Below are 25,241 nucleotides of genomic sequence, written 5' to 3'. Positions count from 1 at the left end.
GTACCCCGATCGGGTCATCGGGCAGGTCACCCACCGTCGGCGGTTCCCCCGTACGGAGCAGCCGGCCGGCGCGGTGACCGGACGGGGTGCGACGGCGACACGTCGTCACACCCCGCTATCGAGACCTCAGACGCCCCAGTCGGGCCGGAGCGGCCAGGAGGAGCGGCCGCGCTCGTCGGGACGCACGGCCAGGATCTGGTGCAGCTCGATCTGGCGCTTGTCGAAGCCCAGGCTGGACCCGGCCAGATACATGCCCCAGATCTTGGCCGTCGCCTCGCCCACCTCGGCGACCGCGGCGTCCCAGTTGGCCACCAGGTTCTCGCACCAGGCCGCGCAGGTGCGGGCGTAGTGCTCGCGCAGGTTCTCCTCGTGCTTCATCTCCAGGCCGGCGTTCTGGAGCGCGACGATCACGCCGCCCGCGCCGGTCAGCTCGCCGTCCGGGAAGATGTAGCGGTCGATGAAGCCGCCGCGCACCCGGGCCGTGTGGATGTTGTCCGGTCGGGTGATGGTGTGGTTCAGCAGCCGCCCGCCGGCCCGTAGCTTGCTGTGCAGGAACTCGAAGTAGGACGGGTAGTTGCCCACGCCGATGTGCTCGGTCAGGCCGATCGAGCTGACCGCGTCGAACTCGCCCTCGATCACGTCGCGGTAGTCGCCGAAACGCACCTCGGCCAGGTCTTCCAGGCCCTGTCGCTTGATCTCCTGCTGGGCCCACTCGGCCTGCTCGGCGGAGAGTGTGACGCCCAGTGCCTTCACGCCGTAGTGCTGGGCGGCGTGCCGCACCATGCCGCCCCAGCCGCAGCCGACGTCCAGCAGGCGCATGCCCGGCTTCAGGCCGAGCTTGCGGGCCACCAGGTCGTACTTGTTGTACTGCGCCTCTTCGAGGGTCGCGTCCTCGTGCGGGTAGCAGGCGCAGGTGTAGGTCATCGAGCCGCCGAGCAGCATCTCGTAGAACTCGTTGGAGACGTCGTAGTGATGGTGGATCGCCTCGGCGTCACGGTGCTTGGAGTGGCGCAGGCCCTCCAGGGTGCGACGCCAGTCCGGCAGAGCCTCCTGCGGCGGGGGCGGCGGCGGGACGAGCCGCTTCATGCCCAGGCTGCGAGCGATCCGGAGGGCCGTACGGACATCCGGTCGGCGCCACTGGATCTGATCCATGACCGCTAACAGAGCGTAAGGATTTCCCGGGTGAACGCCGGTGACCTGAATGTCACCGCTGACGTAGGCCCGGGCCATGCCCAGCGAGCCCGGGGCCGTGGCCATGTAGGCCGCGGCCCGGGGGGTGTTCAGGTGGATCCCGATCTCGGCGTCGGCCGGGCCGGTCGCACTACCGTCGTACGCGGTGAAGCGCACTGGTGAGGGCTCCGTGAGGAGCTCGTCGAAGATGTCCGCCAATAAGAGGGGCTGGGCGTCGTCGTCCATTCGGCCCAGGATGGTAGAGAGGCTCAACTGATCTCCTCGTGACTAATCTCCCGCGACGATCGCATCGTAAGTCTCCCAAACGATCATCGCGAGGCGAAGGTCCGAATCACGTTCAGTGACATCGGACTCTCCTAGATTGAGGTACTAGTTGCCTCAAGCACAAGTAGTTGGTGTCCGATAAGACACCAGTTTGTGGCGTTTGAGCCTGTGAATGTGACCGAGGAGTCGCCCGCCCCTAGCGTCGGCCCACCGCTTTGGCGTAAAGGTCGAGCAGTCGGTCACCGCTGTCGTACCGCTGCTTGAGAGCCGGGTAGTTCTGGCCGCCGTAGGCCGCCCAGAACGTCTCCTCGTCGTAGTAGGCGTCCGAATAGAGCGACTTGTGGCCGCCGAAACCGCCCACAGCGTCTTCGATCTCGCGGTTCTTGTCGCCGTCGGCGTGGCCCGGCTCGATCGCCACGGTGCCCCAGAACCCGGCGTTCACGTAGGTCTCGCCGGCCCGCAGCGGGTACAGCGACCAGGGCTGCGACCCGGCTGCCGGCGAGCCGGCCGGGCCGGAGTCACGCAGCCGCAGGGGGCACAGCCAGAGCGGGGTCATCGGCACGTGGTCGAGGTACCAGCGCAGGAACTCCGGAGTGCGGCTCACGGGCAGTTCGACGTCCTGGATCACCCGTTCCCGTCCGGGCTTGCCCCGCCACTCGTCAAGTTTGGCGACAAAACCGTACTTGGTCTCCAGCCCGACCAGCTTGTGGAACACGTCGCTGCGCCGGTACCGGGCCGGCCAGTACCGGCGCACCCGCGGGTTCTGCGCTCCGAACGCCTTCGAGCACCAGAACCAGTCGGTGTCCCAGCGCCACAGGTAGTCGTGGATGGTCAGCTTGTCGGTGCTGCGCTGCTGGATGGAGCGGTAGAAGGTGGCCTGGCCGGTGTAGTCGCTCAGGTCGCTGAGGTCGTCGGTCCAGGAACCCAGCGTCAGGTAGGCCTCGGAGGCGGAGAACACCACGCCGTCGAGGAAGTCGACGTCGCCGTCCTCCCACTGCCGGGTGGTGCTGATCGTGTCGATCGCCTCGGCCAGCCGGTCCAGGTCGTCGAACCGGACATGGCGCAGGGCGACCGCGGGGTGCACCGGCTCCAGCTCGATCCGCAGGCGGGTGGCGTAGCCCAGGGTGCCGTAGGAGTTGGGGAAGCCCCGGAAGAGGTCGGCGTGCTCGCCCTCCGGCCGGGCCGTGACCACCTCGCCGTCACCGGTGAGGATGTCCATCTCCAGCACCGACTCGTGCGGCAGGCCGTTGCGGAACGAGGTCGACTCGATGCCCAGCCCGGTCACCGCCCCGCCCAGGGTGATCGTCTTCAGCTGCGGCACGACCAGCGGCATCAGACCGTAGGGCAGCGTGGTGGCGACCAGCGTCTCGTAGGTGCACATCGCCTGGACGTCGGCGGTGCGCGCCGTCGTGTCGATCGAGATGACGCCGTCCAGCCCGGTCACGTCCAGCCCGGTCGTGGTGCCCTCGCTGCGTGAGCGGAACAGGTTGGAGGTGCGCTTGGCCAGCCGCACCCGCTGTCCCGCGGGGATCGCTCGATAGGACGCCAGCAACCTGTCCACCGCCGTCCGGTGCGCCTGGGCGCCGCGGACCAGCGAGACCACGGGGGCCACGGAGGAGGTGGACAGGACAGGGGTGACCGTGGTCTGGATCGACGTCATTTCATCCTCAGGTCGTCAAAGGACGGCGGACACCAGGTCCTTCGCAGCCTGCTGCACCTGAGCCAGGTGCTCGGTGCCGCGGTAGGACTCGGCGTAGATCTTGTACACGTCTTCCGTACCGGACGGGCGCGCGGCGAACCAGGCACTCTCGGTGGTGACTTTGAGACCGCCGATCGCGGCACCGTTGCCCGGCGCAGCCGTGAGCGTCGCCGTGATCGGTTCGCCGGCCAGCTCGGTGGCGGTGACCTGCTCGGGCGACAACTTGGCCAGAACGGCTTTCTGTTCCCGGGTCGCCGGAGCGTCGATACGTGCGTACACAGGGTCACCGTGCTTGGCCACCAGCTCGGCGTACAACTGGCTCGGCGTCTTACCGGTGTTCACCGTGATCTCGCTGGCCAGCAGCGCCAGCAGGATGCCGTCCTTGTCGGTGGTCCAGACCGTGCCGTCCTTGCGCAGGAACGAGGCCCCGGCCGACTCCTCGCCGCCGAAGCCGACCGAGCCGTCGAGCAGCCCGGGCACGAACCACTTGAAGCCGACCGGCACCTCCACCAGCTTCCGGCCCAGGTCGGCGGCCACCCGGTCAATCATGGACGACGAAACGAGCGTCTTACCGATCCCGGCGTCGGCGGCCCAGCCCGGCCGTGACCCGTACAGGTAGTTGATGGCGACCGCGAGGTAGTGGTTCGGGTTCATCAGCCCACCGTCCGGCGTGACGATGCCGTGCCGGTCGGAGTCGGCGTCGTTCCCGGTGGCCAGGTCGTAGCGGTCCTTGGCGCCGATCAGCGAGGCCATCGCCGAGGGCGAGGAGCAGTCCATCCGGATCTTGCCGTCCCAGTCCAGGGTCATGAACCGGAAGGTGGAGTCGACCAGCGGGTTCACCACGGTCAGGTTGAGACCGTGGCGTTCGGCGATCTCGCCCCAGTAGGCCACTGCGGCGCCACCCAGCGGGTCGGCGCCGATGTGCAGGCCGTTCTCGCGGATCGCGTCCAGGTCGAGGATGTTCGGCAGGTCATCGACGTAGGTGCCGAGGAAGTCGTAACTGCCGGTGGTTTCCGCGGCGCGCGCCCGGGTGAACGGAATCCGTTTCACCCCATCCAGTTTCGCGGCCAGCAGCTCGTTGGCGCGGTTCGCGATCCAGCCGGTGGCGTCGGTGTCGGCGGGGCCGCCGTGCGGTGGGTTGTACTTGAAACCGCCGTCTGCGGGCGGGTTGTGGGACGGCGTGACGACGATGCCGTCGGCGCGCCCGGAGTCGTCCCCGCGTCGTCCCTTGTTGTACCGGAGGATCGCGTGGGACACCGCCGGGGTGGGGGTGTAGCCGTCACGGTCGTCGACGAGCGTGCGCACCTCGTTGGCGGCCAGCACCTCGAGCGCGCTGGCCCAGGCCGGCTCGGACAGGGCGTGCGTGTCGCGGCCGATGAACAGCGGCCCGGCGATGCCCTGCCCGGCGCGGTAGTCGCAGATGGCCTGGGTGGTGGCGACGATGTGGGCCTCGTTGAACGATGCGCTGAGGCTGCTGCCGCGGTGCCCGGAGGTGCCGAACGAAACTCTCTGCGCGGCCTCCGCCGGATCCGGCTGGACCGTGTAGTAGCTGGTCACGACGTGCGAGACGTCGATCAGATCTTCCGGCTTCGCCGGTGATCCGGCCCGATCGTGTGGCATGACTCCTCCTGGCGGCACGGCTGGCGTTCCCGTCCGTGAGGCTAGTCGATGCACCCCTGGCCTTCTCGTCCGCCCGCCGCCGGGCGCGGGGGATTCAGCCGCCCTCGCCCGCGTGTGCGGTCAGCCGGAGGAACAACAGAATCACGGCCCCCGTCGCCAGCAGCGCCGCCACCACCAGGAAGGGAGTGGCCTGCCCACCGATGAAACCACCCAGGGCGCTGGACATCACGATGCCCGGCGCCCGCATCCAGAACCCGATGCGGGGATGCTCCACCCCGATCACCGCCGAGATCAGGGTGAGCAGGGTGAACGCCGTCAGCGCGATCAGGGCGGTGCGCAGTTCCGTGGGCGCCGCCCGGTGCAGCGCCGCAGGCGCGTGGGTCACCGTGACCGACGTCATGAGCAGCGCCGCGCCGCAGGTCAGAAGGATTTCGGTGGGGAGCGTGCGGTCTTGCGCGCCGCTCCGGACCACGAGGTTCTCCGATCCCATCCTTCCAGCGTGTCCCCGGGCTTTTCGGGTGGTCAACCGGCCGTCCGTCCCGGGTGGGCGGGTCGGACGGTCCGTGGTGCGGTCGCGCGTTCGTGGTGCGGTCGCGCGTTCGTGGTGTGGCCGGGCGTTCGTGGTGCGGTCGGGCGTTCGTGGTGCGGTTGGGCGTTCGTGGTGCGGTCGCGGTGATCGTGCGGAGTCGCTCGGGGGCGGTCCGCACGATCACCGGCGGCGCGGTGGGCCGCTGTCGACCAGGTCAGCTGTTGGCGGAGTCGGCGTCGTCGGCGGAGTCGGTGTCGTTCGCCGAGTCCGCGTCGTTCGCCGAGTCCGTGTCGTTGGGCGTGGCGGTGTCGTTGGGCGTGGCGGTGTCGTTGGCGGAATCCGCATCGTTGGCGGAGTTCGCGTCGTTGGCCGTGTCGGCGTCGTTCGGGGTGTTCGCCGTGTTCGTCGCGTCGTTCTGGCCGGTGCTGCCCTGGGTGCTGCCCTGGGTGCTGCCCTGCCCGGCGCTGCTCCGGTCGTTCGGGGTGTCCGCGTCGTTCGGGGTGTTGTCGGTGTCGTTGGGGGTGTCTGCCGTGTTGCTGGTGTTCGCCGTGTCCGCCACGTCGTTCTGGCCGGTGCCGTCAGCGCCGTCGGTGCCCGCCGAGGCGCTGCTGCCCGCCTCGGTGCTGCCGGTGGTCGAGGTCACCGAGGAACGGTCGTTGAGGTCGGGCGTGCCGTCGGCCATCGCCGCCGTCGCCGTGGCCGCGCTCACGCCGAGCACCGCGGCGGTACCGATGACAACCCAGTTCTTCCGGACCTTCATGATCTTGCCTCCGCTGTCGGAACGTCTTTTGCCGTTGACAGGTACTTTTCCGAGCGCGGGTGAGGTGAACAGGAGAACCGGATGAAGGGCTTCTCATGAAGCGCGCAGCATGTCCTCGATCCGGTCGAGCATGCGGCTGGTGGCGTCCTCCCAGTTCGGGCGCTGCACCCGATGCGGGCCGGTGGCCAGGCTCATCAGCACCCCTGCCGTGCTCAGCCGGAGCTGTTCGGCGGGCACCTGCCGCTCGAAAACCGGCCTCCACAACCGCGACATGGCCAGCGACCGGTCCGCGTGCCGGGGCGAGCTGAGGGCCAGGGCCTCGCAGTGCGCCAGGGCACAGGCCAGGTCGTCGGCGCGGGAACCGGGTCCCACGGTGTCCACGTCGAGCAGGCCGACGAGGCGCCCGGCGGGATCGACCATCATCTGCGCCTCGTAGAAGTCGCCGTGGGTCGGGTCGCTGCCCAGCCCGGTGTGGCGCAGGCCCTCGGCCACCACCGCGGCCAGCTGTCGGGCCCGCTCGGCCTCGGCCGGCAGCGCCTCGCCCACCATCGCCGCGTACTGCGGGGCGCGGCGGCTCCACGGCCGCCGGCGGTTCAGCCCCAGCACTCCGGGCGGAAAGCGGTCCAGCACACCGATCACGTCGTGCGGGTCGGGCAGCCCGGCGGTCAGGTCGGGGCCGGGGGCGAGCAGCCGGCGGCGCAGCGGGGTGCCGGGCAGATTCTCCAGCAGCAACAGCCCGTCGTCGGTCCAGCCCAGGCTGTGCGGCACGGGAACTCCTGCCCCGTGCAGCATCTCGTGCCGCCGGTGCAGCGCCTCCACGTCACCGGGCGGCAGCACCTTGGCGTAGATCACTCCGCCGGCCGCGCTGATCCGGATCACCGCACGGCGTTTCGGGCGGTACGACACCAGATCGGTGCGCAGCCCGGAAGAGTCCAGCCCGAACGAGGTGAGCAGCGACGAGAGTGCCTGCTGGTTCATCGCCGTGGCCAGCCCGGGCAGACCCGGATCGTCGGGGAGCCGCCACACGCACACCCGGTTCTGCCCGTCCGACAGGGTGAGAGTGCCCGGGATCCGCGGAGGTTCGTCGCCGGGGGCGAGTGACGTCGCACCCAGGACGTCGTCCGTACGCCCTGTCGGCCACTGCACCGTGGCGGCATAGGCCACGGTGGTGACAGCGCCACGGTGGTCGACCTGGGTGACCCGCCAGCCCTCCAGCCGCCCGCCCGCGGTGGACACGGCCGCCTCCAGCAGCTCGGCCGCGTCCGGCCCGGTGAGCATGTCCAGCGCCACGTCAGGCCGCCTCGACGAGGCGGTAGCCCATGCCGCGCACGGTCTCGAACCACTGCACGCCGAGTTTCTTGCGCAGGTAACGCACATACACGTCGACCACGTTCGAGCCCGGGTCGAAGTCGTACCCCCAGACGTGGCTGAGCAGCTGCTCCCGGCTCAGCACCTGACCCGGATGCCGCAGAAAGGTCTCGGCCAGGGCGAATTCGCGGGCCGACAGCTCCACCGTGCGGCCCTCCACGGCGGCCCGGCGGCTGCGCAGATCGAGAGCCAGCGCCCCGTGGGTGAGCACGGTGACCTCCGGCTCCCGCGGGTCCTCCCGCAGCCGCAGCCGGATGCGGGCCAGCAGTTCCTCGAAGCGGAACGGCTTGGACATGTAGTCGTCGGCCCCGCCCTCCAGCCCGGCCACCGTGTCGGTGATCGACTGGCGTGCGGTCAGAATGATCACCGGCAACTGACTACGGCTCTCGCGCAGCCGTTTCAGCACCTCGAAACCGTCCATGCCGGGCAGCCCGATGTCGAGCACGAGCAGGTCGAACTCGCCGGTGACGGCGTAGTCCAGGGCGCTCACGCCGTCGTCCACCACGGTCGGGGTGAAACCGGCGGCCCGCAGGCCCTTCGAGACGAACGAGGCGATCCGGTCTTCGTCCTCTGCCACCAGGATCCGGTTCACGGCACCTCCTGTGCGATCGGGATGGTCGTTGCGGAGGCGGGCACGGCGGCCCGCGGAATCGTCAGGGTGAACACCGCGCCGGGCTCACCGGGCGGTGAGGTGAGCGCGACCGAGCCGTCGTGGGCGGCGGCGATCGCGCCGACGATGGACAGGCCCAGGCCGGAGCCCTCGACCCGGCGGGCGTCGGTGCCCCGGCCGAAGCGCTCGAAGATGCGTGCGGCGTCCCCGGCCGAGACCCCGGGGCCGGTGTCGCGCACCCACAGGTGCACCACGTCGTCCTCGGCGCGGCTGCCGAAGGCGATCACCTGGCCCTCGGTCGTGTACTTGACCGCGTTGTGTGCCAGTTGCAGCAGGCCCTGGGTGATCCGTTGCGGGTCGGCGTGGATCCAGGCGGGCGTCTGCTCGTCCAGCCGCCACTGCCGCGCGGCCAGCCCGACGGCCTTGTCCAGCACCTCGGTCATCAGCTCGTCCACGGCCACCGGCTCGCGCCGGACGAAGTCCGGGCGCCGGGTCTGGGCCAGCAGGATCAGGTCCTGCACCAGGCGGGCCATCCGGTCCAGCTCGTCCAGCACCAGGGCGCGGGTCTCCTCCACGTCGCCCGGGTCGTCGGCCGCCATCAGCTCCAGATGACCCCGGATGATGGTCACGGGGGTCTTCAGCTCGTGCCCCGCGTCGTCCAGAAACTCCTGCTGGGCGCGGAAGGCGTGCTCCAGGCGGTCGAGCATGTGGTTGAACGTGGAGGCGAGTTCACTGACGTCGTCCGACCCGGTGACCTCGATCCGCTCGGTCAGATCGGTGTGCGAGATCCGCTCGGCGGTGGTGCGCAGCTCCCGCAGGGGGCGCAGCAGACGGCCCGCGACCAGCCAGCCGACCACGCCGACCACCAGCAGCGACACCAGTGACACCAGCGCGAACCGGCCGGCGATCTGGGCGATCTCCTGCTGGTTGCGCTCCAGCGCCTGGGCCACCACGTACACGCCCACGGTGCTGAGCCCCGGCACCGAGACCGGCACAGCGGCGTAGCGGATGCGCCCGGCCGCGGTGTCGGCCTCGCGCAGGCGCACCGGGTCGCCGGCCGCCAGGCCGGCCACCGTGCTGATCAGCGCCGTCTCGTCTTCCAGCCGCACGAACCGTTCGCCGCTGGGCACGTACTGTCGGCGGCCGTCGACCATGGTCAGGAAGGTCTCGTCCCGGTCGGGCGCCTGCTTCTGGATGGCGGAGCGCAGCAGCTCGGCCACCGAGGTGAAGGCCTTGCCGGTGCTCGGGTCGGTCGCCGAGCCGGCGATCGAGCGGAACTCCTCCACCTCGGTGCGCAGCGCCTCGTTCACCCGTTCGTCCAGGGCGTTGCGCTGCATGATCACCACACTGGTGCCCGCCCCGAACATGCCCAGCGCGGTCAGCACCAGCACGGTGGCGAGGATCCGGGTGCGCACCCCGATGGTGGGACGCCGCAGCCACCCGCGGCGTCTGGCGGGGAGCGGTGCGGTCGGATCGGTCATCGTCATTCATCATCGCCGTCGTCCGCACCGGCGTCATCGTCGTCATCACCCTCGGCTGAGCCGTCCTCGTCCGGCTCGTCCTCGTCGGGCTCGTTCTCGTCCGCCTCCTCCTCGTCGGCCTCGTCCTCGTCGTCGGCGTCGTCCACCTCCGGCACGTCGACCGACTCGGCCTCGTCGTCGCCGTCGTCCGCCTCCCCGTCGTCACCCTCCTCGTCGTCCTCGGTGGCCGGGGTGGGCGTCTGAGCAGCGGAGACGTCGTACGGCGTGGGGGTGGACGAGACCGTCGGGTCGAGGCTCGCCACCACCGCCGGGCCGAGCGGCCGGTCGAGGCCGTCACTGCCGGTTGCGGCGGTCGCGGCCAGCGGAACGGCGAGGCCCCCGGCCCCGAGGAGCACGGCGGTGAGCAGCAGGTGGCGTCGTCCCATATCCGCACCCTGTCGTGGGGAGAATGCGAGCAGATGAGAGAAAGATGAGAACGCTCTCATCTGCGGACGGCGAGACACCGTGGTCATCCGGAGGCAGACTGGTCGGGTGCCTGAGCTGCCGGAGGTCGAGGCCCTCGCGGGATTTCTGCGTGAGCGGCTGGTGGGGCGTGCCGTCGACAGCGTCGAGATCGGGGCCGTCAGCGCCCTGAAAACCTATGACCCGCAGCCGACCGCCTTGAGCGGTCTGGAGGTCACCGCCGTGCAGCGGCACGGCAAGTTTCTCGACGTCGACGCCGACGGCCTGCACCTGATCTTCCACCTGGCCCGCGGCGGCTGGCTGCGCTGGAACGACACCGCGGTCATGACCACGCTGAAGCCCGGCAAGAGCCCTCTCGCCCTGCGGGTGCGGTTCACTCCAAAAATGGACGACGTCCACGACGAGTCCACCCCGGGATTCGACCTGACCGAGGCCGGCACCAAGAAGCGGCTCGCGATCTACCTGGTCAGGTCGCCGCAACAGGTGCCGGGCATCGCCACCCTCGGGCCCGACCCGCTGGCCGAGGGTTTCACCCGTGACACCCTGGCGCAGATCCTGGCCGGGCAGCGTCAGCAGATCAAGGGACTGCTGCGTGACCAGAGCACCCTGGCCGGGGTGGGCAACGCCTACAGCGACGAGGTGCTGCACGCGGCCCGGATGTCGCCGTTCGCGATCGCCGCGAAACTCGACCATGAGCAGGTGGACACGCTGTTCGAGGCCTTGCAGAACACCCTGCGCGGGGCGATCGCCGCGGCCGCCGGAAAACCCGCCAAGGAGCTGAAAGACGCCAAGCGCGCTGGTCTTTCGGTGCACGCCCGCACCGGTGAGGCGTGTCCGGTATGCGGCGACGTGGTGCGTGAGGTGTCGTTCGCCGACTCGTCGTTGCAGTACTGCGCCACCTGCCAGACCGGCGGCAAGGTGCTCGCCGACCGCCGCATGTCCCGGCTGCTGAAGTAGTCAGAACCACGAAAGGGCCCCGTTCCCAACGGAAACGGGGCCCCTCCAGGTGGTGGTCGCTTACTGCACGTTCACCGCCACGTTCTTGTAGTAGTACGCGATGGCGCCCTTGATCTCGGCCTCGGCGCGGCTGGTGAGCGTCGTGCCGTCGTCGTTGTACAGGTCGACCTGGCTCACCAGCTCGTTGCCGGTCTGCTGCTCGTTGAGCTGTTCCAGCAGCTCGTCGAGCGAGTCGTGCTCCTGGTAGTAGGAGCCCAGGCTGCGGCCGTCGGCGACGGTCAGCGAACCGGCGTTGCCGCTGACGGCGCCGTCCGGCACCTGCACGCTGAGCGGCACCGTGAGGTTGTCACTGTTGCGGTAGCCCTTCAGCACGGCGCGCAGCTGGATGCTGCTGCCGGCCTTGGCGGTGATCGTCTCGGGCAGCGTCTGCCACTTGCTGTTGACCTTCTGCTCCAGCTTGCTCACCCGGAACTGCTTCACGGTGGTCGAGACCTTGCCCGTCACCTTGACGCTGGTGATGTTGAGCTCTTCGTACGGCTGGTCGGCCAGCGGGTACAGCAGGTACCAGAGGCTGTCGGCCGTGGCGTAGCTGATGTCGTAGGTGTCGGCGAAGTAGTCGTCGTGGGTGATCTTGAAGTCTTTGCCGTCACCCCGGGTGCCCTTGACGGTGATCTTCACCTCGGCCGAACCCTGCGACTGCACGCCGAGGGCCTTCACGATGGCCGACTGGAGGTGGATGGCGGCGATGTCGGCGGCGTACGGCTGGTACACCCCGACGGTGGTGCCCTTGGTGCTCTTGCCCGAGTTCTCGTTGACCAGGTCGGTGGTGATCGGGAACTCGTGCGGCGGGTTCTCGCCCAGCGTGCCGCGCACGCCGACCGTGCCGTCCCAGTTCACGTTGCCGACCCGGCCGAGCGGGTTGCCCACCTTGAACGGGCCCCACGTCGGGTCGGGCTGCACGTAGACGGCCTCGGCCGGGTGCAGGCTGAACTCCGACGGGCCGATCGCGAAGAACGGGTGGCCGAAGGCGACCGCGGTGCTGTCGCAGACATACGTGGTGGTGCCCAGCGCGCTGAGCGTCACGTCGCCGTAGGACAGGGCCGCGGCGTAGTTGGACCCGGCGAAGATGTCGCCGGGCGAGGACTTGGCACCGGTCGAGGCCTTGCCGGCCAGGGCCCGCACCTTCGAGCCGGTCTCCTTCTCGATGCGCTCGGTGAACTTGCTGGTGTTCTTCTTGGCCAGGCCGCTCACGCTGACCGGCACCGACATCCGGGTGAAGCCGGCCTTGGCCTGCGCCTTCGTCACCTCGCCGGTCTTCGCGATGCGGGTGGCCAGCTGGTCGGACACCGTGACCTTCTCGGCGCTGGTCGGCATCGAGCGACGGGCGCTCGCCGGCTCCTCGCGCAGGGCCAGCATGTCTTCGGCCGGGGTGATGCCGGCGATGTTCGACGGTGAGACCAGGCCGTACGAGACCGACCCGATCAGCTTGCCGTCTTCGGTGTAGACCGGTGACCCGGACATCCCGGCCCACACTCCGCCCGCCCGCTCCAGGGCGGGGGAGTCGAGGTCGGCCATGATCATGTCGATGCCGGGGCCGATGCCGTCGGTGATGCGGCCCAGCACCTTGGCCGTGAACGGGTCGGCCTTGGTGCCCTTTTCGACGGTGTAGCCGGTTCCCTTCACCCCGTCGACCGCCTGATCGGTGGGAAACGCCGTCGGGCAGTTCGTGGCCCCCGTCGCAGCCGACGAGGTCACCGCCGGAAGTGCGACCAGAAGACCGGAGACGGCTGCTGCGGTGATGAGACCGCAGGCCGTGCGAGACCTGGACATGGAGCCCCCACTTGTCCCAGTGAACACGACTGCCCGGCACGGATTGTGCCGGGCAGGCCTGAATGGCTGCCCGCGAAAGCAGGTGCCGACAACCCCCCAGTTGCGATCGTCACCTTAGGGCCTCAGAAAGCGTTAGGGAAAGACTCCTTTCGGCCGGGTCGCGGGTCTTTCACTTGCGTGACGCTGATTTTTGCGGCCATCGTCCGGATCGGCGATGCCCCAAGGGGCCGATGTGGTCAGGGCCTGGTGGTGAGAACTGCTGTGCTGCTAATGCGGGTGACGAAAAGGAACCAGCTCCAGCATGAACGGGGTCCTTTCGTCGTCCACAATTCAGCTGACGTCAACCGTGAGAAGCTTGAGATAAGGGCTCACGCTGCCCTCGGCGTGCGCCACCGCGGTGCCGCTGACCTGTCCGCCCGACGGCGTGTCCAGGTCGATGCGGGCCACCACCGAGTCGTTCGACGCCGTGGCGTTGATCTGCTTGAGCAGGCCGTCGAGCGAGGTGGGCTCGCGGTCCGGCGAGGTGGCGCTGAGGCCGTCGGTGACGGTGAGGGTGCCGGTGAAACCGCTGCTCTTCTTCGGCACGGCGACGGTGAGCGGAACCGTGACGGTCTTGGTGCTGCGGTAGGCGGTGAGCGTGGCTCGCAGCGCGAGACTGCCGCCCGAGGTGACCTTCTGGGCGCCCTTGAGCGCGGTCCACGCGCCGTTCTTCTTCACCTGCATGCGGCTCACCCGGTACTGCTGGATGCCGCTGGTGACCGCGCCGCTGATCTTGACATCGGTGATCTGGACGTCTTCGAACGACTGGCTGATCAGCGGCAGGATCATGAAGTAGAGGCTGTCGGCGGCCAGGTAGCTGACGTCGGTGCTGTCGGAGAAGTGGTCGCTGTGGGTGAGTTTGAACTTCTTGCCGCCGGCCCGGGTGCCGTTCACGGTGATCTGGATCGCGGCAGACCCACCGCCCTGGGCGCCCAGGGCCTTCACGACGGCGGCCTGGAGGTGCAACGCGGCGATGTCGGCGGCGTAGGTCTGGTACACGCCCACCGTGGTGCCGCTGATGGTCTGGCCGGACTCGTTCTTCAGCAGGGTGGTGACCGGGAACTGGTGCGCCGGAGCCTGACCCAGCGTGCTGCGCAGGCCGGTGGTGTTGTCGCGGGTGACCGTGCCGACCACGCCGCCCGGGTTGCCCACCTTGAACGGCCCGCCGGCCAGGCCGGTTGGGTCTTCTTGCACGAGCACCGCGCTGGCCGGGTGCACACTGTATTCCACCTGGCCGGCCGAGAGGAACGGGTGGCCGAAGGCGACCGCGGTGCCGTTGCAGACGTAGGTGGTGGTGCCCAGGCCGGTGAGCGAGATGTCGCCGTAGGACAGGGCCGCGGCGTAGTTGGAGCCGGCGAAGATCTCATCGGGCGAGGACTGCGCCCGGACGCCGATTCTGGCTCCGCCGCTGCGCACGGCCATGCCGCTGCCGGCGGTGACCGACTTGAGGAAGCGCTTGGTGTGGCGCCGGGCGATGCCCGAGGCGCTCACCGGCACCGGCAGCCGCTCGAACCCCTTGGCCGCCAGGGCCTTCGAGGTCTCGCCGGTCTTGGCCAGGCGGGCCGCCCGGTGCCCGGACACCTTCACCGTGGCCGCGGCGCCGCTGCCGGCCCCCAGCGCGGTGAGGTCTTCGGCCGGGGTGATGCCGGCGATGTTCGACGCCGCGGTGAGGCCGTACGACACCGAGCCGATGAGCTTGCCGTCGGAGGTGTAGACGGGGGACCCGGACATGCCGGCCCAGACGCCGCCGGCGCGCTCCAGGGCGGGGGAGTCGAGGTCGGCCATGATCATGTCGACCCCGGGCGCGATGCCGTCGGTGATGCGGCCGAGCAGCTTGGCGCCGAACGGGTCGGGGGTGGTGCCCCGCTCGACCGTGTAGCCGGTGCCTTCGAGGCCGTCGACGGCCTCGGAGGTGGGAAGCGCCGTGGGGCAGTCACCGGCCGCCTGTGACGGTAGCGCCGGGAGTGCGACGAGTAGACCGGAAACCGTTGCGGTGGTGATGAAACCGCACGCCGCACGCGCCTTGGACATGGTGCCCCCACTGGTCCGAGATCAGGCGCGGCACGACTGTGCCGGCCCGCCCGCCGGACCGTCCCCACGGTTCCGGCGGACGGGGTCACCTTATGCCCTCAGACCCGGCGGCAAAACCACCCTTTCGGCGATGTTGTGCTCGGTTTCGGCTGCTGGCGGTGGATTTGGCGGATCTGCGGCGCAGTGCGGGTGCAGCAGTGAGGTGGATGTGTCTCGTGGGTCAGGAGGCTTGTGAACCGGTGACTTTCGGCAGCAGCGGGGTGAGCAGGTCCCAGCGGGCGATCTCGCAGCCGTTCTCGCGGCTGAACGAGGCGTCGATCGCCTTGCCCTTCCAGGTGCCGGTGATCGTGGCGGTCTGCTCGCCGCCGAAGATCTGCGTGCACATCTGATCGGTGGACGCCGCCGGCACGGCCTGGTCGCCGCTCTTGTCCAGCGTGGCGCAGGCGGCGTCGGCATCCGGGTGGTCACCGCCCACCGGATCGCAGGTCAGCGTCCAGGTGGTGGTGTCGCCGTCGGTCACCGCGATGGTCAGGTCGGTGGCCGGGGTGGTCTCCTGGGCCGTGACGCTGCCCGCCCCGGAACTCTCCGCGCCGCACCCGGCGGCCAGCACGGCCACCGCCGCCACGGCGGTCAGTGGGAGCGCGACGGTCAGCCGGCCCCGGGGGCCTCGGGCGTTCAGAGAAGATCGCTGATGGTTCACGGTCGCATCCTTTCGTGCGTGAGCCCTGAGCGGTTCGGGATCGGGTGCCGGAGGGACGGTGTGTCGGGACGATCCCGGCTCGGTTCCCGGGCTGGTTCCCGGCCGGCCGGTTCCGGCACAGCACTAGGACGTGCCCGGACCTCCTCCGGTTCCCTCTGGTTCTGCCCGGATTCTCCGAAGTTCTGCCGATCACCGGCTCCGACGCACCCCCGACAGGGCTCCGCCGAGGTCACGCGGGCACCGGTCGCCTGAGAGGATGGACGCACCCGATCGAAAGCCGGGCGCCCACCCGGGGCCCGCAGGAGGTGACTGTGTCCGAGTTCTCGCAGGTCCGCTCGGTTGACCCGACCCAGGTGCCCGCCGACGCCGCGATCCTCGACGTGCGCGAGCCGGACGAGTGGGACGCCGGCCACATCAGCGGTGCGGTGCACATCCCGCTGATGGAGGTTCCGGCCCGCACGGCCGATCTGCCCGAGGGCGACGTGTACGTGGTGTGCCGGTCCGGCGGCCGCTCCGCGCGGGCCGCGGCCTGGCTGGAGCAGAACGGGTTCGAGGCGATCAACATCAGTGGTGGCATGGGTGCCTGGCAGGCGGTCGGCCGCGAGATGGTGAGCGAGACCGGTGAAGCACCCGCGGTTCGCTGACGACGGGCCGGCGCTGACGGTCACCGACCTCGGGGAGCCGGGGCCGGGGGCCGAGCTGGTCGACCACCTCGGCGGCGTGCTGGAGCGGCTGTCCCGCGATCCGCTGCCCCCGGTCGAGGTCGGGCCGCCGGCGGTGGACGACGACGTGGTGGTCCCGGTCGACGGCACCGACGAGGAGGCTCCGCTGGAGGCCCTGCGGGCCGACCTGCTGGACCTGTTCGACGCGCAGGCCGCCAGCCGCTGGCTCGACGTCGCCGCGCGCCGGATGGCCGCGGCCGGGCTGGGCAGTCACACCGTGGCCTCCGCCGGGCACGAGGGCAACGCCGCCGTGGCCATCGCCCTGCGCAGCAACGACCCGGTTCTGCCGCATCACCGCTCCACCGCGTTCTACCTGGCCAGGCTCGCCTCCGCGGGCCTCGACGACGGCATCGCCGCGGTCGCCCGCGGTCTGGCCGGCAGCGTGGACCAGCCCGCCGGTGGCGGGGCGCCGCGCCACCCCGGCCAACGCCGAGGTGGCGCTGCTGCCCCCGTCGTCCACCCCGGCCGGGCACCTGCCCCGGGCGCTCGGCCTGGCCTGGGCCGTCGGCCGTCAGGCCCGCACCAGAACGGCCCGGCTGAACTGGCCCGCCGACGCGGTGGCGGTGGCCGGTCTCGGCGACGGCACCGCCACCCACGGCACCGCCGTGGGCACGATCAACACCGCGTTGTGGGCCTCCCGGCAGGGCGTTCCGCTCCCTCTGCTGCTGATCTGCGAAGACAACTCGCTCGGCTTCTCCACCTCCACCCCGTCCGGCTGGATCGCCTCGTCGCTCGGCACCCGCGAGGGGCTGCGCTACTTCCACGCCGACACCGCGGGCGACGCCGCCACCCTGTTCTCCACCGCGCGCCGCGCCGTGGAGACGGCCCGTACCCACCGCCGCCCGGTGCTGTTGCACCTGTCGTGCGTGCGGATCGGGGGTCACAGCGGCACGGACGACGAACACCGCTACCGCCGTGCCGACCGGATCGCCGCCGACCTGGCCCGCGACCCGCTGGCGGCCACGATGACCGCGCTGGTGCGGCACGGCGCGATGACCGGTGACGAGGTGGCCGACCGGCTGCTGCGCCTGCGTGACCGGGTGGCCTCCGCGCTGGAGGACGCCACCCACCGGCCCCGGCCCACCGGCTCGGCCGAAGTGATGGCGCCGCTCGCGCCGCGCCGCCCGGCCGTGGTCGCGATGGCGGCGGTGCGCGAGACCGAGTCCGCGCGCAGAACAGCGGTTTTCGGTGACACGCTGCCCGAGGCCGAAGGCCCGCTGACACTGGCCGCATCGATCAACCGGGCCCTGGCCGACGCCGCGGCCGCCCATCCGAACGTGGTGGTCATGGGGCCCGACGTGGCCCGCGCGGGCGGCCCCTACGGCGTCACCCAGGGTCTGCTGAAACAGCTCGGTGCGGCCCGGATCACCGACACCGTGCCGGACGGCCGCTCGGTGCTCGGGCTGGCGATGGGTTCCGCGGTGAGTGGTCTGCTGCCGATCGCCGAGCTCGGCCTGGCCGACCTGCACGCCGCCGGTGAACTGCTGCGGGCCGAGGTGGCGCCGCTGATGTTCTCCACCGGCGGCAGTTTCCGTAACCCGATGGTGTTGCGGGTGCCCGGTCTCGGTCACCACGACGGGGCCGGCGGTGCGGTCCCGGTGGACAACGCGCTCGGCGGCCTGCGTGACATCCCGGGCCTGGTCGTCGCCTGCCCGGCGCACCCGGCCCAGGCCCCGGCGATGCTGCGCACCTGCCTGGCCGCGGGGCAGGCCGACGGCACGGTCAGTGTGTTCCTCGAACCGGCCGCGCTCTACCACGTCACGGATCTGGACAGCCCGGGTGACGGCGCCTGGCTCGCGCCCTACGCGCCGCCGTCGCTCTGGCAGGAGCAGCACGCGCCGATCGGCAGGGCGCTGGTGCACGGCGACGGCAAGGACCTGACCGTCGTGGCGTACGGCAACGGTCTGCGGATCGCCCGGCAGGCCGCGGCCGAGCTGGCGGGTGAGGGCATCGGCTGCCGGGTGGTGGATCTGCGCTGGCTGGCTCCACTACCGATGGACGACGTGGTCGCCGCCGCCTCGGCCACCGGCAATCTGCTCATCCTCGACGAGACCCGGCGTACCGGTGGGGTTTCCGAGAGCATCGTGACCGGGGTGCTGGAGGCCGGGTACGACGGCCGGCTGGCCCGGGTGACGGCCAAGGACAGCCCGCTCCCCTCCGGCCCGGCGGCCCGGTTCGTGCAGCTCACGCTGGCCCGCACGCTGGCCACCGCCCGGGCGCTGTGCCGGTGACGGCGGGGCGCTGCTCGGCGGCGGCGTGCTGCTCGGCGGTGGCGCGCGGGTTGGAGGGCCGGTGACGCGGCCGACGGTGGCCGTGGTGCTGGTGGTCGACGTCGCCAACGTGATGGGCAGCCGCCCGGACGGCTGGTGGCGTGACCGGCTGGGGTCGGCCTCCCGGCTGCTCGGGCAGCTGGCCGGGGTCGGGTCGCTCACGCTGCACGACGAGAACCTGGTGTTCGAGCGGATTCTTGCCGTGGTCGAGGGCAAGGCGAAGGGGGCTGTGGGCCCCGATCCGGTCGAGGTGATCCGGGCGACCGCCGACGGCGACAGCACGATCGTCGCGGTCGCCGCCGAAGTGGTTGCCGAGGGCCGGATTCCGCTGGTGGTGACGGCCGACCGGGGTCTGCGGGCCCGGCTGCCGCACGAGGCCCTGGTGGCCGGCCCGCGCACTCTGCTCGACGCCCTGGGGTAATTTCCTATTCGGAACTCTAGGAACCGGGCTAGATGCCTCGATAACCTCTCGACGTGGACCCGGTGCGCAATCCGTACGCCCCAGGAGCCGGTCAGCGCCCGCCCGAACTGGCCGGGCGCGACGCCGAGCTGGACAGCTTCGACGTGGTGCTGGAGCGGATCGCGCGGGGCCGCCCGGAGCGCAGTCTGGTGCTCATCGGCCTGCGCGGAGTGGGTAAAACCGTGCTGCTCAACGCCTTGCGCTCGGCCGCGGTGCGGCGCCGCTGGGGCACCGGCAAGCTGGAGGCCCGGCCCGACACGCCGCTGCGCCGCCCCCTCGCGGCCGCCCTGCACCAGGCGGTGCGGGAGCTGGGGCCCGCCAACAAGGACGACACCGATCACGTGCTCGGCATCCTGAAGTCGTTCGCGATGAAGGAGCCCCCCGCAACCGGCACCCGGGGCCGCACCACCCTGCGCGACCGCTGGCAGCCGGGCATCGACGTGCCGGCGGTGACCGGCCGCGCCGACTCCGGCGACATCGAGATCGACCTGGTCGAGCTGTTCTCCGACATCGCCGGGGTGGCGGCCGGGGCGGGCCGGGGCATCGCGGTGTTCATCGACGAGATGCAGGACCTGCTGCCCGACGACGTGTCCGCGTTGTGCGCCGCGTGCCACGAGCTCGGTCAGCAGGGGCTGCCGCTGGTGGTGGTCGGAGCCGGTCTGCCGCACCTTCCCGCCGTGCTCTCGGCCAGTAAGTCCTACTCCGAGCGGCTGTTTCGCTACGCCCGTATCGACCGTCTCGATCCGGAGGCCGCCGCCCAGGCCCTGCGCACCCCGGCGCAGGAGGAGGGCGCGGACTTCACCGAAGCGGCGCTGACCCAGATGTACGAGGTCACGGCCGGGTACCCGTACTTCATCCAGGCCTACGGCAAGGGCGCCTGGGACGTCGCCCCGCGCACCCCGATCACCGCCGACGACGTGCGGGTGGCCGCCCCGGAGGCCGAGGCCGAGCTCGCCGTCGGCTTCTTCGGGTCGCGCTACGAGCGGGCCACCCCGGCCGAGCGGGAGTACCTGAGGGCGATGGCCGATGCGTCCGCCGACCTGCCGCCGGGCCTGTCGATGGGCGATGCCGGGGTGGCCACCTCGGAGATCGCCCTGCTGCTGGGCCGCAAGCCGCAGTCGCTGTCGCCGGCCCGGGACTCGCTGATCAAGAAGGGCCTGATCTACAGCGCGGAGCGTGGCCGGATCGCTTTCACAGTGCCACATTTCGGCCGCTACCTGCGCAGGCAGGGCGGGGACTGAGTAGCCGCGTCTACGCTTTTCTAGGTCATTCGCTAGAGCTGCTCAGACCATCCGAGCGGCCCGCTGAGGGCGGCTCACTCGATGAGCAGCGTCACGGTGTGGATCACCAGCCCGGCCAGTGCGCCGACCACCGTGCCGTTGATCCGGATGAACTGGAGGTCGCGGCCGACGTGCAGCTCGATGCGCCGGGAGGCGTCCTCGGCGTCCCAGCGCCTGACCGTCTCGCTGATCACGGTGGCCAGCTCGCCCGCGTAGTTGCGCACCACGTACCCCACGACGTCCTCGGCGTAGGTGTCGAGGCGGGCCTGGAGCGCCCTGTCGGTGGACAGCCGGATGCCCAGGTCGACCAGCGCGTCGATGATCCGGCGGCGCAGCTCGCCGGACGGGTCGGCCAGCGCCTCCAGCAGCAGCCGGCGCACGGTCGACCACAGGGTGATGGTGGCCTTGCGCAGCTCCGGGTGCTCCAGCAGGCGGATCTTGATCGCCTCGACCTTGGCCTGGGTGTCCGGATCGGTGCGCAGGTCGCGGGCCAGGCGGCGGAGCAGGTCGTCCAGGGCCTGCCGGGCCGGGTGCTGCTGGTCGGCCGCGACCTCGGACAGCCAGCGGTGGATCTCGTCGTAGGCCCGGCGGGCGATCCGGTTGTCCACCCACTGCGGGGTCCAGCCCGGCGCCTGCTCGGTCACCAGCAGCATCACTCGCTGCTGGTTGGTCTCCAGCCAGGACCGGCCCTCGTCGAGCAGCAGGTCGACGAGGGCGCGGTGCGCGCCGTCGTCCAGAATCCCGTCGAGGAGGCCACCAGCCAGCGGGCTCACCGGGATGTCGGCCGCCCGGGGCACGACCACCTGTTCCAGCATCGCGGCCACGTCGTCGTCACGCAGCACGCTCAGCACGCCGTGCCCGGCCGTGGCCAGCTCCGCGCCCACCCGCTCGGCGTGCTCGCGCTCGGCCAGCCAGCTGCCGATCCGCCGGGTCACCTCGGCCTGCCCGACCTTCTCCCGCACGATGTCCTCGGACAGGAAGTTGTCGGCCACGAACTCCTGGAGACTCTCGCCGATCTGGTCCTTGCGGGTCGGGATCAGCGCCGTGTGCGGGATCGGCAGGCCGAGTGGGTGCCGGAACAGCGCCGTCACCGCGAACCAGTCGGCCAGGGCGCCCACCATCGCGGCCTCGGCCGCGGCGTTGACGAAACCCAGCACACCGTCCTGCTTCAGCGTGACCAGGTAGATCAGTGCGGCCACCACCAGGAGCGTGGTGGCGATGACCTTCATCCGCCGCAGAGCCACCCGGCGGCGCTCGTCGGCCTCGGCCGAGCCGGCCAGTTTGGGTGACGTCGTGGGTGGCACCGTCGCGACTGACATGGGTGCATCCTCGCGCTTAAGTGGCGACGCCGCCCGGTCGAGCGTCGTGGAGGTTGCTGTTCGGCCAAGAGCGGGAATTTCTTCGGCCGGAGGTAGTTAGGTGAACGTTGAATCATCTAGGGTTCAACCAGTACCACCGACCCGGGCCCTCGGGCCCGCCGACTTTCTGTGAGGAATTGAAATGAGCTCCTTCCCCGCCGAGCTGACCGGTACCTGGAAGATCGACGCCGGCCACAGCACCGTCGGTTTCGCCGTGAAGCACGCGATGGTCTCCACCACGCGTGGTCACTTCGCCTCCTTCGAGGGTTCGGCCACGATCGACGCCGCCAACCCGGAGTCCTCCAGCGCCTACCTGGAGATCGACGCCACCAGCATCCAGACCGGCAGCGAGCAGCGTGACGGCCACCTGCGCTCCGCCGACTTCTGGGACGCCGAGAACAACCCGAAGATCATCTTCAAGAGCACCTCGGCCAAGCTGGACGGCGACGACCTGATCCTGGTCGGCGACCTGACGATCAAGGGTGTCTCCAAGCCGGTCGAGATCAAGTGGGAGTTCAACGGCATCGCCGCCGACCCGTGGGGCACCACGAAGGCCGGCTTCGACGGCACCGCCACCATCAACCGTGGTGACTGGGGCATCAGCTGGAACTCCGCCCTGGAGACCGGTGGCTTCCTGATCTCCGACAAGGTCAAGCTCGTCCTCGAGATCGAGGCCGACAAGCAGGCCTGATTCCTCACAGAACTCGGATGATGTCGGTGGTTCCCGGCCGGTGCGAACCGGCCGGGAACGCCGGGGCCCGGGTCAGCTGCCGGACCGGACCGCCGAGGAACTGCGCAGGGGCAGCCGGCGCTCCCGGGTCCAGGTCCACGAACGATTCCCGCGGGTCAGGTCGATCAGGCTGAGGTGCGCCGCCTCGAACGGCGTCGGCGTCCGCTCGGTGCCGGCCATGGCCCGGCCCAGGTCGGCGGCCGGCACGAACGAGTGCGCGTAGGCGATGCTGATGTGCGGGTCGAACCCGCCGGGCGGCTCGGGCAGCCGGTACAGCCGCTCCTCGCCGATCTCGTCGGCCGCCACCGCCCGGATCATCTCCCGCAGGCCGGTCAGCTCGGCCGCGGGACGGACCGGGAAGCACACCGCGTCCCGCACCGCCTCGGCCGGCATGGCCAGCAGCGTCGGCACCGGATGCTCCTCCAGCGCCCCGGCCACCCGCTCGGTGATCCGCAGCACGGTGCTCTCACTCACCGTGTGCTGAAAAGCGATGCCCTGCATGGTGAGATGGATGCTCGGGAGCGAAATCGCGGTCAGGCCGCCCAGTTCCCGCAGGGCCTGCTGATCGCGCAGGATCCGGGCGTTCAGGGCGATCTGGTCGGGAAACGTCAGATACAGCGCCCACAGGCGCTTTCCGCCGTCCCACTCCGGAGCCTCGCCCCAGTGGTCGCGCAAGGTGTCGGTTGCCACGGTGAACGAATCCCCCCTCGCAGATGCCTGCCGGCCCGGTCCGCCGGTTCGGTTCAGGCCTGGTACGGGAAATCTGGCGGCCCACCTGGGCCCGGGTGCTGCCGGCAGATGACGTGTCGATGGCCGGTGGATGTATCTTGCCGCGCTTTCGGCCGGGTCAGGGCAGAAGCGGCATCGGCTCTGCACTCTCGCTGCTGCGGTCACGACTCGCGAAGGGCAGGCGGACCTCGCTGTCCCACGACCAGGCGCGATCGGCCCGGCGCAACGGCACGAGCGACAGGTGCCGCACCTCGATCGGGGTCATGCCCTGGTCGGTCAGCTCCAGCCCGGCGTACAGGTCCTCGCCGGTCACCGGCTGGTGGGCGTAGGCGATGCTGACGTGCGGCACGAAACCCGTCTCGGATTCCGGAAGTTGGTGGATCAGCTCAGGGGCGATCAGCTCGGCCGCCGCCAGCCGGATCAGGTCGCGCAGGGCCACCAGGTCCGCGGCCGGGTACACCGGCAGCCCGATCGCGTCGTAGTCCTCCATGGCCGGCCCCGCGTACAGCGTGGGCAGGGTGCGGGTGCCGACCACCGACCGGACGGCCTCGGTCAGCCGCTCGATGTCGCTCTCGCCGACCAGGTCCCGGAACGCGATGCCCTGCACGCTCAGGTGCAGCCGGGCGCGCGGGATCATCTCGACGCCCGGGACGTGACGCAGGGCGTGCTGATCCCGCGCGATCCGCTCGTGCAGGGCGGTGGCCCCGTCGAACGTCAGATAGAAGGCCCAGAGTTGGCGCCCGGGGCGCCATTCGGGCATGTCTGTCCAGTGGTTGTGCAGGCCCTTCATCTGACGGCCTCTCCTTTTCGAACCGGGGTCGCCCCAGGGCTGCGCTGCGCGCGGAAACGCTACCGGGGGCGGAAGGCCGGGAGCCAATTCGACCCGAGCGTGTCGCGTGCCGGGGTCGCTCAGGTGACAGCCCGGGTTCCAGCACGTGACCGACCGGAGAAACGAGCGTCGTATATTGTTTTCTAGAAAATTCACTAGCTTCTGCTAGATGGTCCGATGAAGTGTCCGCGCCTCCGGTCGTGCCCCCGGTGCTCCCGGATCGCTAGGCTCGCCGGTCATGGGAAAGAAGCAGCGCCGAACCGGATCCGCCCCCGCCGCCGTGGCCGACGGTGAGATTCCGGTCGTCGGCGGACGCGAGGCCTGCCCCTGCGGCTCGGGCAAGCGCTACAAGGCGTGCCACGGGCGGGCGGCCCGCATCGAGGCGATGAAGCTGGTTGTGCGCCCCTTCGAGGGCCTGGCCGGGGAGTGCGACTGGGTCGCGATGCGCGAGATCGTGCCGGCCGCCACGGCGGTCGTGCCGGTCAAGGAGGAGTTCGGCGGCGGCACCGTCACCGTCTCCACCATCCTGCCGATGGCCTGGCCCGCGCTGCACCGCGCCGACGGCGAGGTGCTGCTGGGGCTCCAGACCGGTGGTGGTTCCGGTGACGCCAGCCGTGACCTGGCCGACGCCCTGCTGAAGGCCCGTGAGCTGGAGGCCGGCAGCCCGGTGGTGGAGGGCGAACTGCCCGGCCCGGGGCCGCGTCTGCAAGACGTGCTCGACCTGTCCGGCGGTTTCGACGTGACCGTGCACGACGGCTTCGAGTTCTGGTTCGCCGCGGACAACGAGCTCACGCCCGAGGTGCGCGAGTCGCTGGAGCAGGCGAACGGCCAGGCGGTGCCGACCAGGCGGCTGAAGTCGGTGGAGGCGGCGTACTGGGTGCAGATGGGCGCGCGGCGGCACCTGCGCTGGGTGCTCCCCGACGACGAGTCCGCGGTGCTCGACGGCATCGCCCGGCTGCACGCCGCCGGTGAGTCCGCGCTGCTGCCGGAGACCAAGTACGTCGGCTCGTTCCGGGCCTGCGGTCTGATCGTGCCGGTCTGGGACCTGGCCGACGACACCGAGCCGGAGGAGCTGGAGAAGCCGATCGTGGCGTTCGGCGAACGGCTGCGCGAGGCGATGGCCGTCACGGCGCCGCTCACCGCCGAGGAGCGCCGGGTGCGTGCGGGCGTGGTGTCCCGCCAGGTCACCCTGCGCTGAGAGGTTCCCGGGCGGACGGTGCCGCCGGCCTCTTCGCGGCCGTGACCGTGCACCGTTCGCCTCCGCCCGGATTACTGCGGACCGGGCGCACCGCATAGCCTCTGGAGGCGTGGCAGACGTGACG

At 70.6% G+C, this 25,241-nt stretch carries 22 protein-coding genes; 7 read left to right on the top strand and 15 right to left on the bottom strand.

The annotated features are described in order from the left end of the window. Positions 1–126 precede the first annotated feature (126 nt). The 9 genes from KIH74_RS19685 to KIH74_RS19645 all read right to left on the bottom strand — a co-directional run bounded on the left by KIH74_RS19685 (position 127) and on the right by KIH74_RS19645 (position 9,947). Complete coding sequence (locus tag KIH74_RS19685; protein WP_372492106.1) at positions 127–1,416, bottom strand: class I SAM-dependent methyltransferase; 1,290 nt, start codon at positions 1,414–1,416, stop codon at positions 127–129. Between the two features lie 235 nt (positions 1,417–1,651). Then, positions 1,652–3,115 carry an FAD-binding oxidoreductase gene (locus tag KIH74_RS19680; RefSeq protein WP_214157470.1) on the bottom strand — a complete coding sequence of 488 codons (1,464 nt, stop codon included), beginning with the start codon at positions 3,113–3,115 and terminating at the stop codon, positions 1,652–1,654. A gap of 15 nt (positions 3,116–3,130) precedes the next feature. Further along, positions 3,131–4,774 carry a phosphoglucomutase (alpha-D-glucose-1,6-bisphosphate-dependent) gene (gene pgm / locus KIH74_RS19675; protein WP_214157469.1) on the bottom strand — a complete coding sequence of 548 codons (1,644 nt, stop codon included), beginning with the start codon at positions 4,772–4,774 and terminating at the stop codon, positions 3,131–3,133. 94 nt (positions 4,775–4,868) lie between these two features. Further along, positions 4,869–5,264, bottom strand: a complete 396-nt coding sequence (locus tag KIH74_RS19670; RefSeq protein WP_214157468.1) for a hypothetical protein — start codon at positions 5,262–5,264, stop codon at positions 4,869–4,871. 253 nt (positions 5,265–5,517) lie between these two features. Beyond that, on the bottom strand, positions 5,518–6,063 hold the full coding sequence (locus tag KIH74_RS19665; RefSeq protein ID WP_214157467.1) for a RodZ family helix-turn-helix domain-containing protein: 546 nt from the start codon (positions 6,061–6,063) through the stop codon (positions 5,518–5,520). Positions 6,064–6,156: 93 nt separating this feature from the next. Further along, positions 6,157–7,353, bottom strand: coding sequence for an aminoglycoside phosphotransferase family protein (locus tag KIH74_RS19660; RefSeq protein ID WP_214157466.1), 1,197 nt, complete (start codon positions 7,351–7,353; stop codon positions 6,157–6,159). 1 nt (position 7,354) lies between these two features. Then, on the bottom strand, positions 7,355–8,023 hold the full coding sequence (locus KIH74_RS19655; RefSeq protein WP_214157465.1) for a response regulator transcription factor: 669 nt from the start codon (positions 8,021–8,023) through the stop codon (positions 7,355–7,357). Continuing rightward, a complete protein-coding gene (locus KIH74_RS19650) occupies positions 8,020–9,522 on the bottom strand; it encodes a sensor histidine kinase (protein ID WP_214157464.1) in 1,503 nt (500 codons plus the stop codon). Before KIH74_RS19650 ends, KIH74_RS19655 begins: the two co-directional genes overlap by 4 nt. 2 nt (positions 9,523–9,524) lie before the next feature. Then, positions 9,525–9,947, bottom strand: coding sequence for a hypothetical protein (locus KIH74_RS19645; protein WP_214157463.1), 423 nt, complete (start codon positions 9,945–9,947; stop codon positions 9,525–9,527). Between the two features lie 106 nt (positions 9,948–10,053). On the opposite strand from KIH74_RS19645, the gene KIH74_RS19640 reads away from it, so the two are divergent. Continuing rightward, a complete protein-coding gene (locus KIH74_RS19640; RefSeq protein ID WP_214157462.1) occupies positions 10,054–10,941 on the top strand; it encodes a DNA-formamidopyrimidine glycosylase family protein in 888 nt (295 codons plus the stop codon). 60 nt (positions 10,942–11,001) lie between these two features. Here KIH74_RS19640 and KIH74_RS19635 read toward each other — a convergent pair whose 3' ends face one another. The 3 genes from KIH74_RS19635 to KIH74_RS36620 form a co-directional block, all read right to left on the bottom strand. Beyond that, positions 11,002–12,798 carry a SpoIVB peptidase S55 domain-containing protein gene (locus KIH74_RS19635; protein ID WP_308113911.1) on the bottom strand — a complete coding sequence of 599 codons (1,797 nt, stop codon included), beginning with the start codon at positions 12,796–12,798 and terminating at the stop codon, positions 11,002–11,004. 303 nt (positions 12,799–13,101) lie between these two features. Next, positions 13,102–14,841 (bottom strand): SpoIVB peptidase S55 domain-containing protein, encoded by a 1,740-nt coding sequence (locus tag KIH74_RS19630; protein WP_214157460.1) that lies wholly within the window; start codon positions 14,839–14,841, stop codon positions 13,102–13,104. 220 nt (positions 14,842–15,061) lie between these two features. After that, the gene (locus KIH74_RS36620; RefSeq protein WP_214157459.1) at positions 15,062–15,541 is read right to left on the bottom strand and encodes an SSI family serine proteinase inhibitor; all 480 of its coding nucleotides are present in this window, start codon (positions 15,539–15,541) and stop codon (positions 15,062–15,064) included. Between the two features lie 311 nt (positions 15,542–15,852). On the opposite strand from KIH74_RS36620, the gene KIH74_RS19620 reads away from it, so the two are divergent. The 4 genes from KIH74_RS19620 to KIH74_RS19605 all read left to right on the top strand — a co-directional run bounded on the left by KIH74_RS19620 (position 15,853) and on the right by KIH74_RS19605 (position 20,234). Then, positions 15,853–16,185: a rhodanese-like domain-containing protein gene (locus KIH74_RS19620; protein WP_214157458.1), complete on the top strand. Its 333-nt coding sequence runs from the start codon at positions 15,853–15,855 to the stop codon at positions 16,183–16,185. A 476-nt stretch (positions 16,186–16,661) separates the two neighbouring features. Beyond that, the gene (locus KIH74_RS19615; protein ID WP_214157457.1) at positions 16,662–18,494 is read left to right on the top strand and encodes a transketolase C-terminal domain-containing protein; all 1,833 of its coding nucleotides are present in this window, start codon (positions 16,662–16,664) and stop codon (positions 18,492–18,494) included. A gap of 61 nt (positions 18,495–18,555) precedes the next feature. Then, the gene (locus KIH74_RS19610) at positions 18,556–18,954 is read left to right on the top strand and encodes a hypothetical protein (RefSeq protein ID WP_214157456.1); all 399 of its coding nucleotides are present in this window, start codon (positions 18,556–18,558) and stop codon (positions 18,952–18,954) included. A 53-nt stretch (positions 18,955–19,007) separates the two neighbouring features. Further along, complete coding sequence (locus KIH74_RS19605; RefSeq protein WP_214157455.1) at positions 19,008–20,234, top strand: ATP-binding protein; 1,227 nt, start codon at positions 19,008–19,010, stop codon at positions 20,232–20,234. A gap of 74 nt (positions 20,235–20,308) precedes the next feature. Here the strand turns inward: KIH74_RS19605 and KIH74_RS19600 are convergent, their stop codons facing one another. Beyond that, positions 20,309–21,592 carry a DUF445 domain-containing protein gene (locus tag KIH74_RS19600; RefSeq protein ID WP_214157454.1) on the bottom strand — a complete coding sequence of 428 codons (1,284 nt, stop codon included), beginning with the start codon at positions 21,590–21,592 and terminating at the stop codon, positions 20,309–20,311. A 181-nt stretch (positions 21,593–21,773) separates the two neighbouring features. On the opposite strand from KIH74_RS19600, the gene KIH74_RS19595 reads away from it, so the two are divergent. Then, the gene (locus tag KIH74_RS19595; protein WP_214157453.1) at positions 21,774–22,322 is read left to right on the top strand and encodes a YceI family protein; all 549 of its coding nucleotides are present in this window, start codon (positions 21,774–21,776) and stop codon (positions 22,320–22,322) included. A 72-nt stretch (positions 22,323–22,394) separates the two neighbouring features. Here KIH74_RS19595 and KIH74_RS19590 read toward each other — a convergent pair whose 3' ends face one another. Further along, positions 22,395–23,051 carry a 2'-5' RNA ligase family protein gene (locus KIH74_RS19590; RefSeq protein ID WP_214157452.1) on the bottom strand — a complete coding sequence of 219 codons (657 nt, stop codon included), beginning with the start codon at positions 23,049–23,051 and terminating at the stop codon, positions 22,395–22,397. 157 nt (positions 23,052–23,208) lie between these two features. Beyond that, positions 23,209–23,880, bottom strand: a complete 672-nt coding sequence (locus KIH74_RS19585) for a hypothetical protein (RefSeq protein WP_214157451.1) — start codon at positions 23,878–23,880, stop codon at positions 23,209–23,211. A gap of 277 nt (positions 23,881–24,157) precedes the next feature. Between KIH74_RS19585 and KIH74_RS19580 the strand changes: the two genes are divergently transcribed. Then, the gene (locus KIH74_RS19580) at positions 24,158–25,117 is read left to right on the top strand and encodes a DUF5926 family protein (RefSeq protein WP_214157450.1); all 960 of its coding nucleotides are present in this window, start codon (positions 24,158–24,160) and stop codon (positions 25,115–25,117) included. The last annotated feature ends 124 nt before the right edge of the window (positions 25,118–25,241 follow it).

Source organism: Kineosporia corallincola, assembly GCF_018499875.1.
Taxonomy (GTDB): Bacteria; Actinomycetota; Actinomycetes; order Actinomycetales; family Kineosporiaceae; genus Kineosporia; species Kineosporia corallincola.
This window is presented reverse-complemented; position numbering and strand designations above follow the sequence as displayed.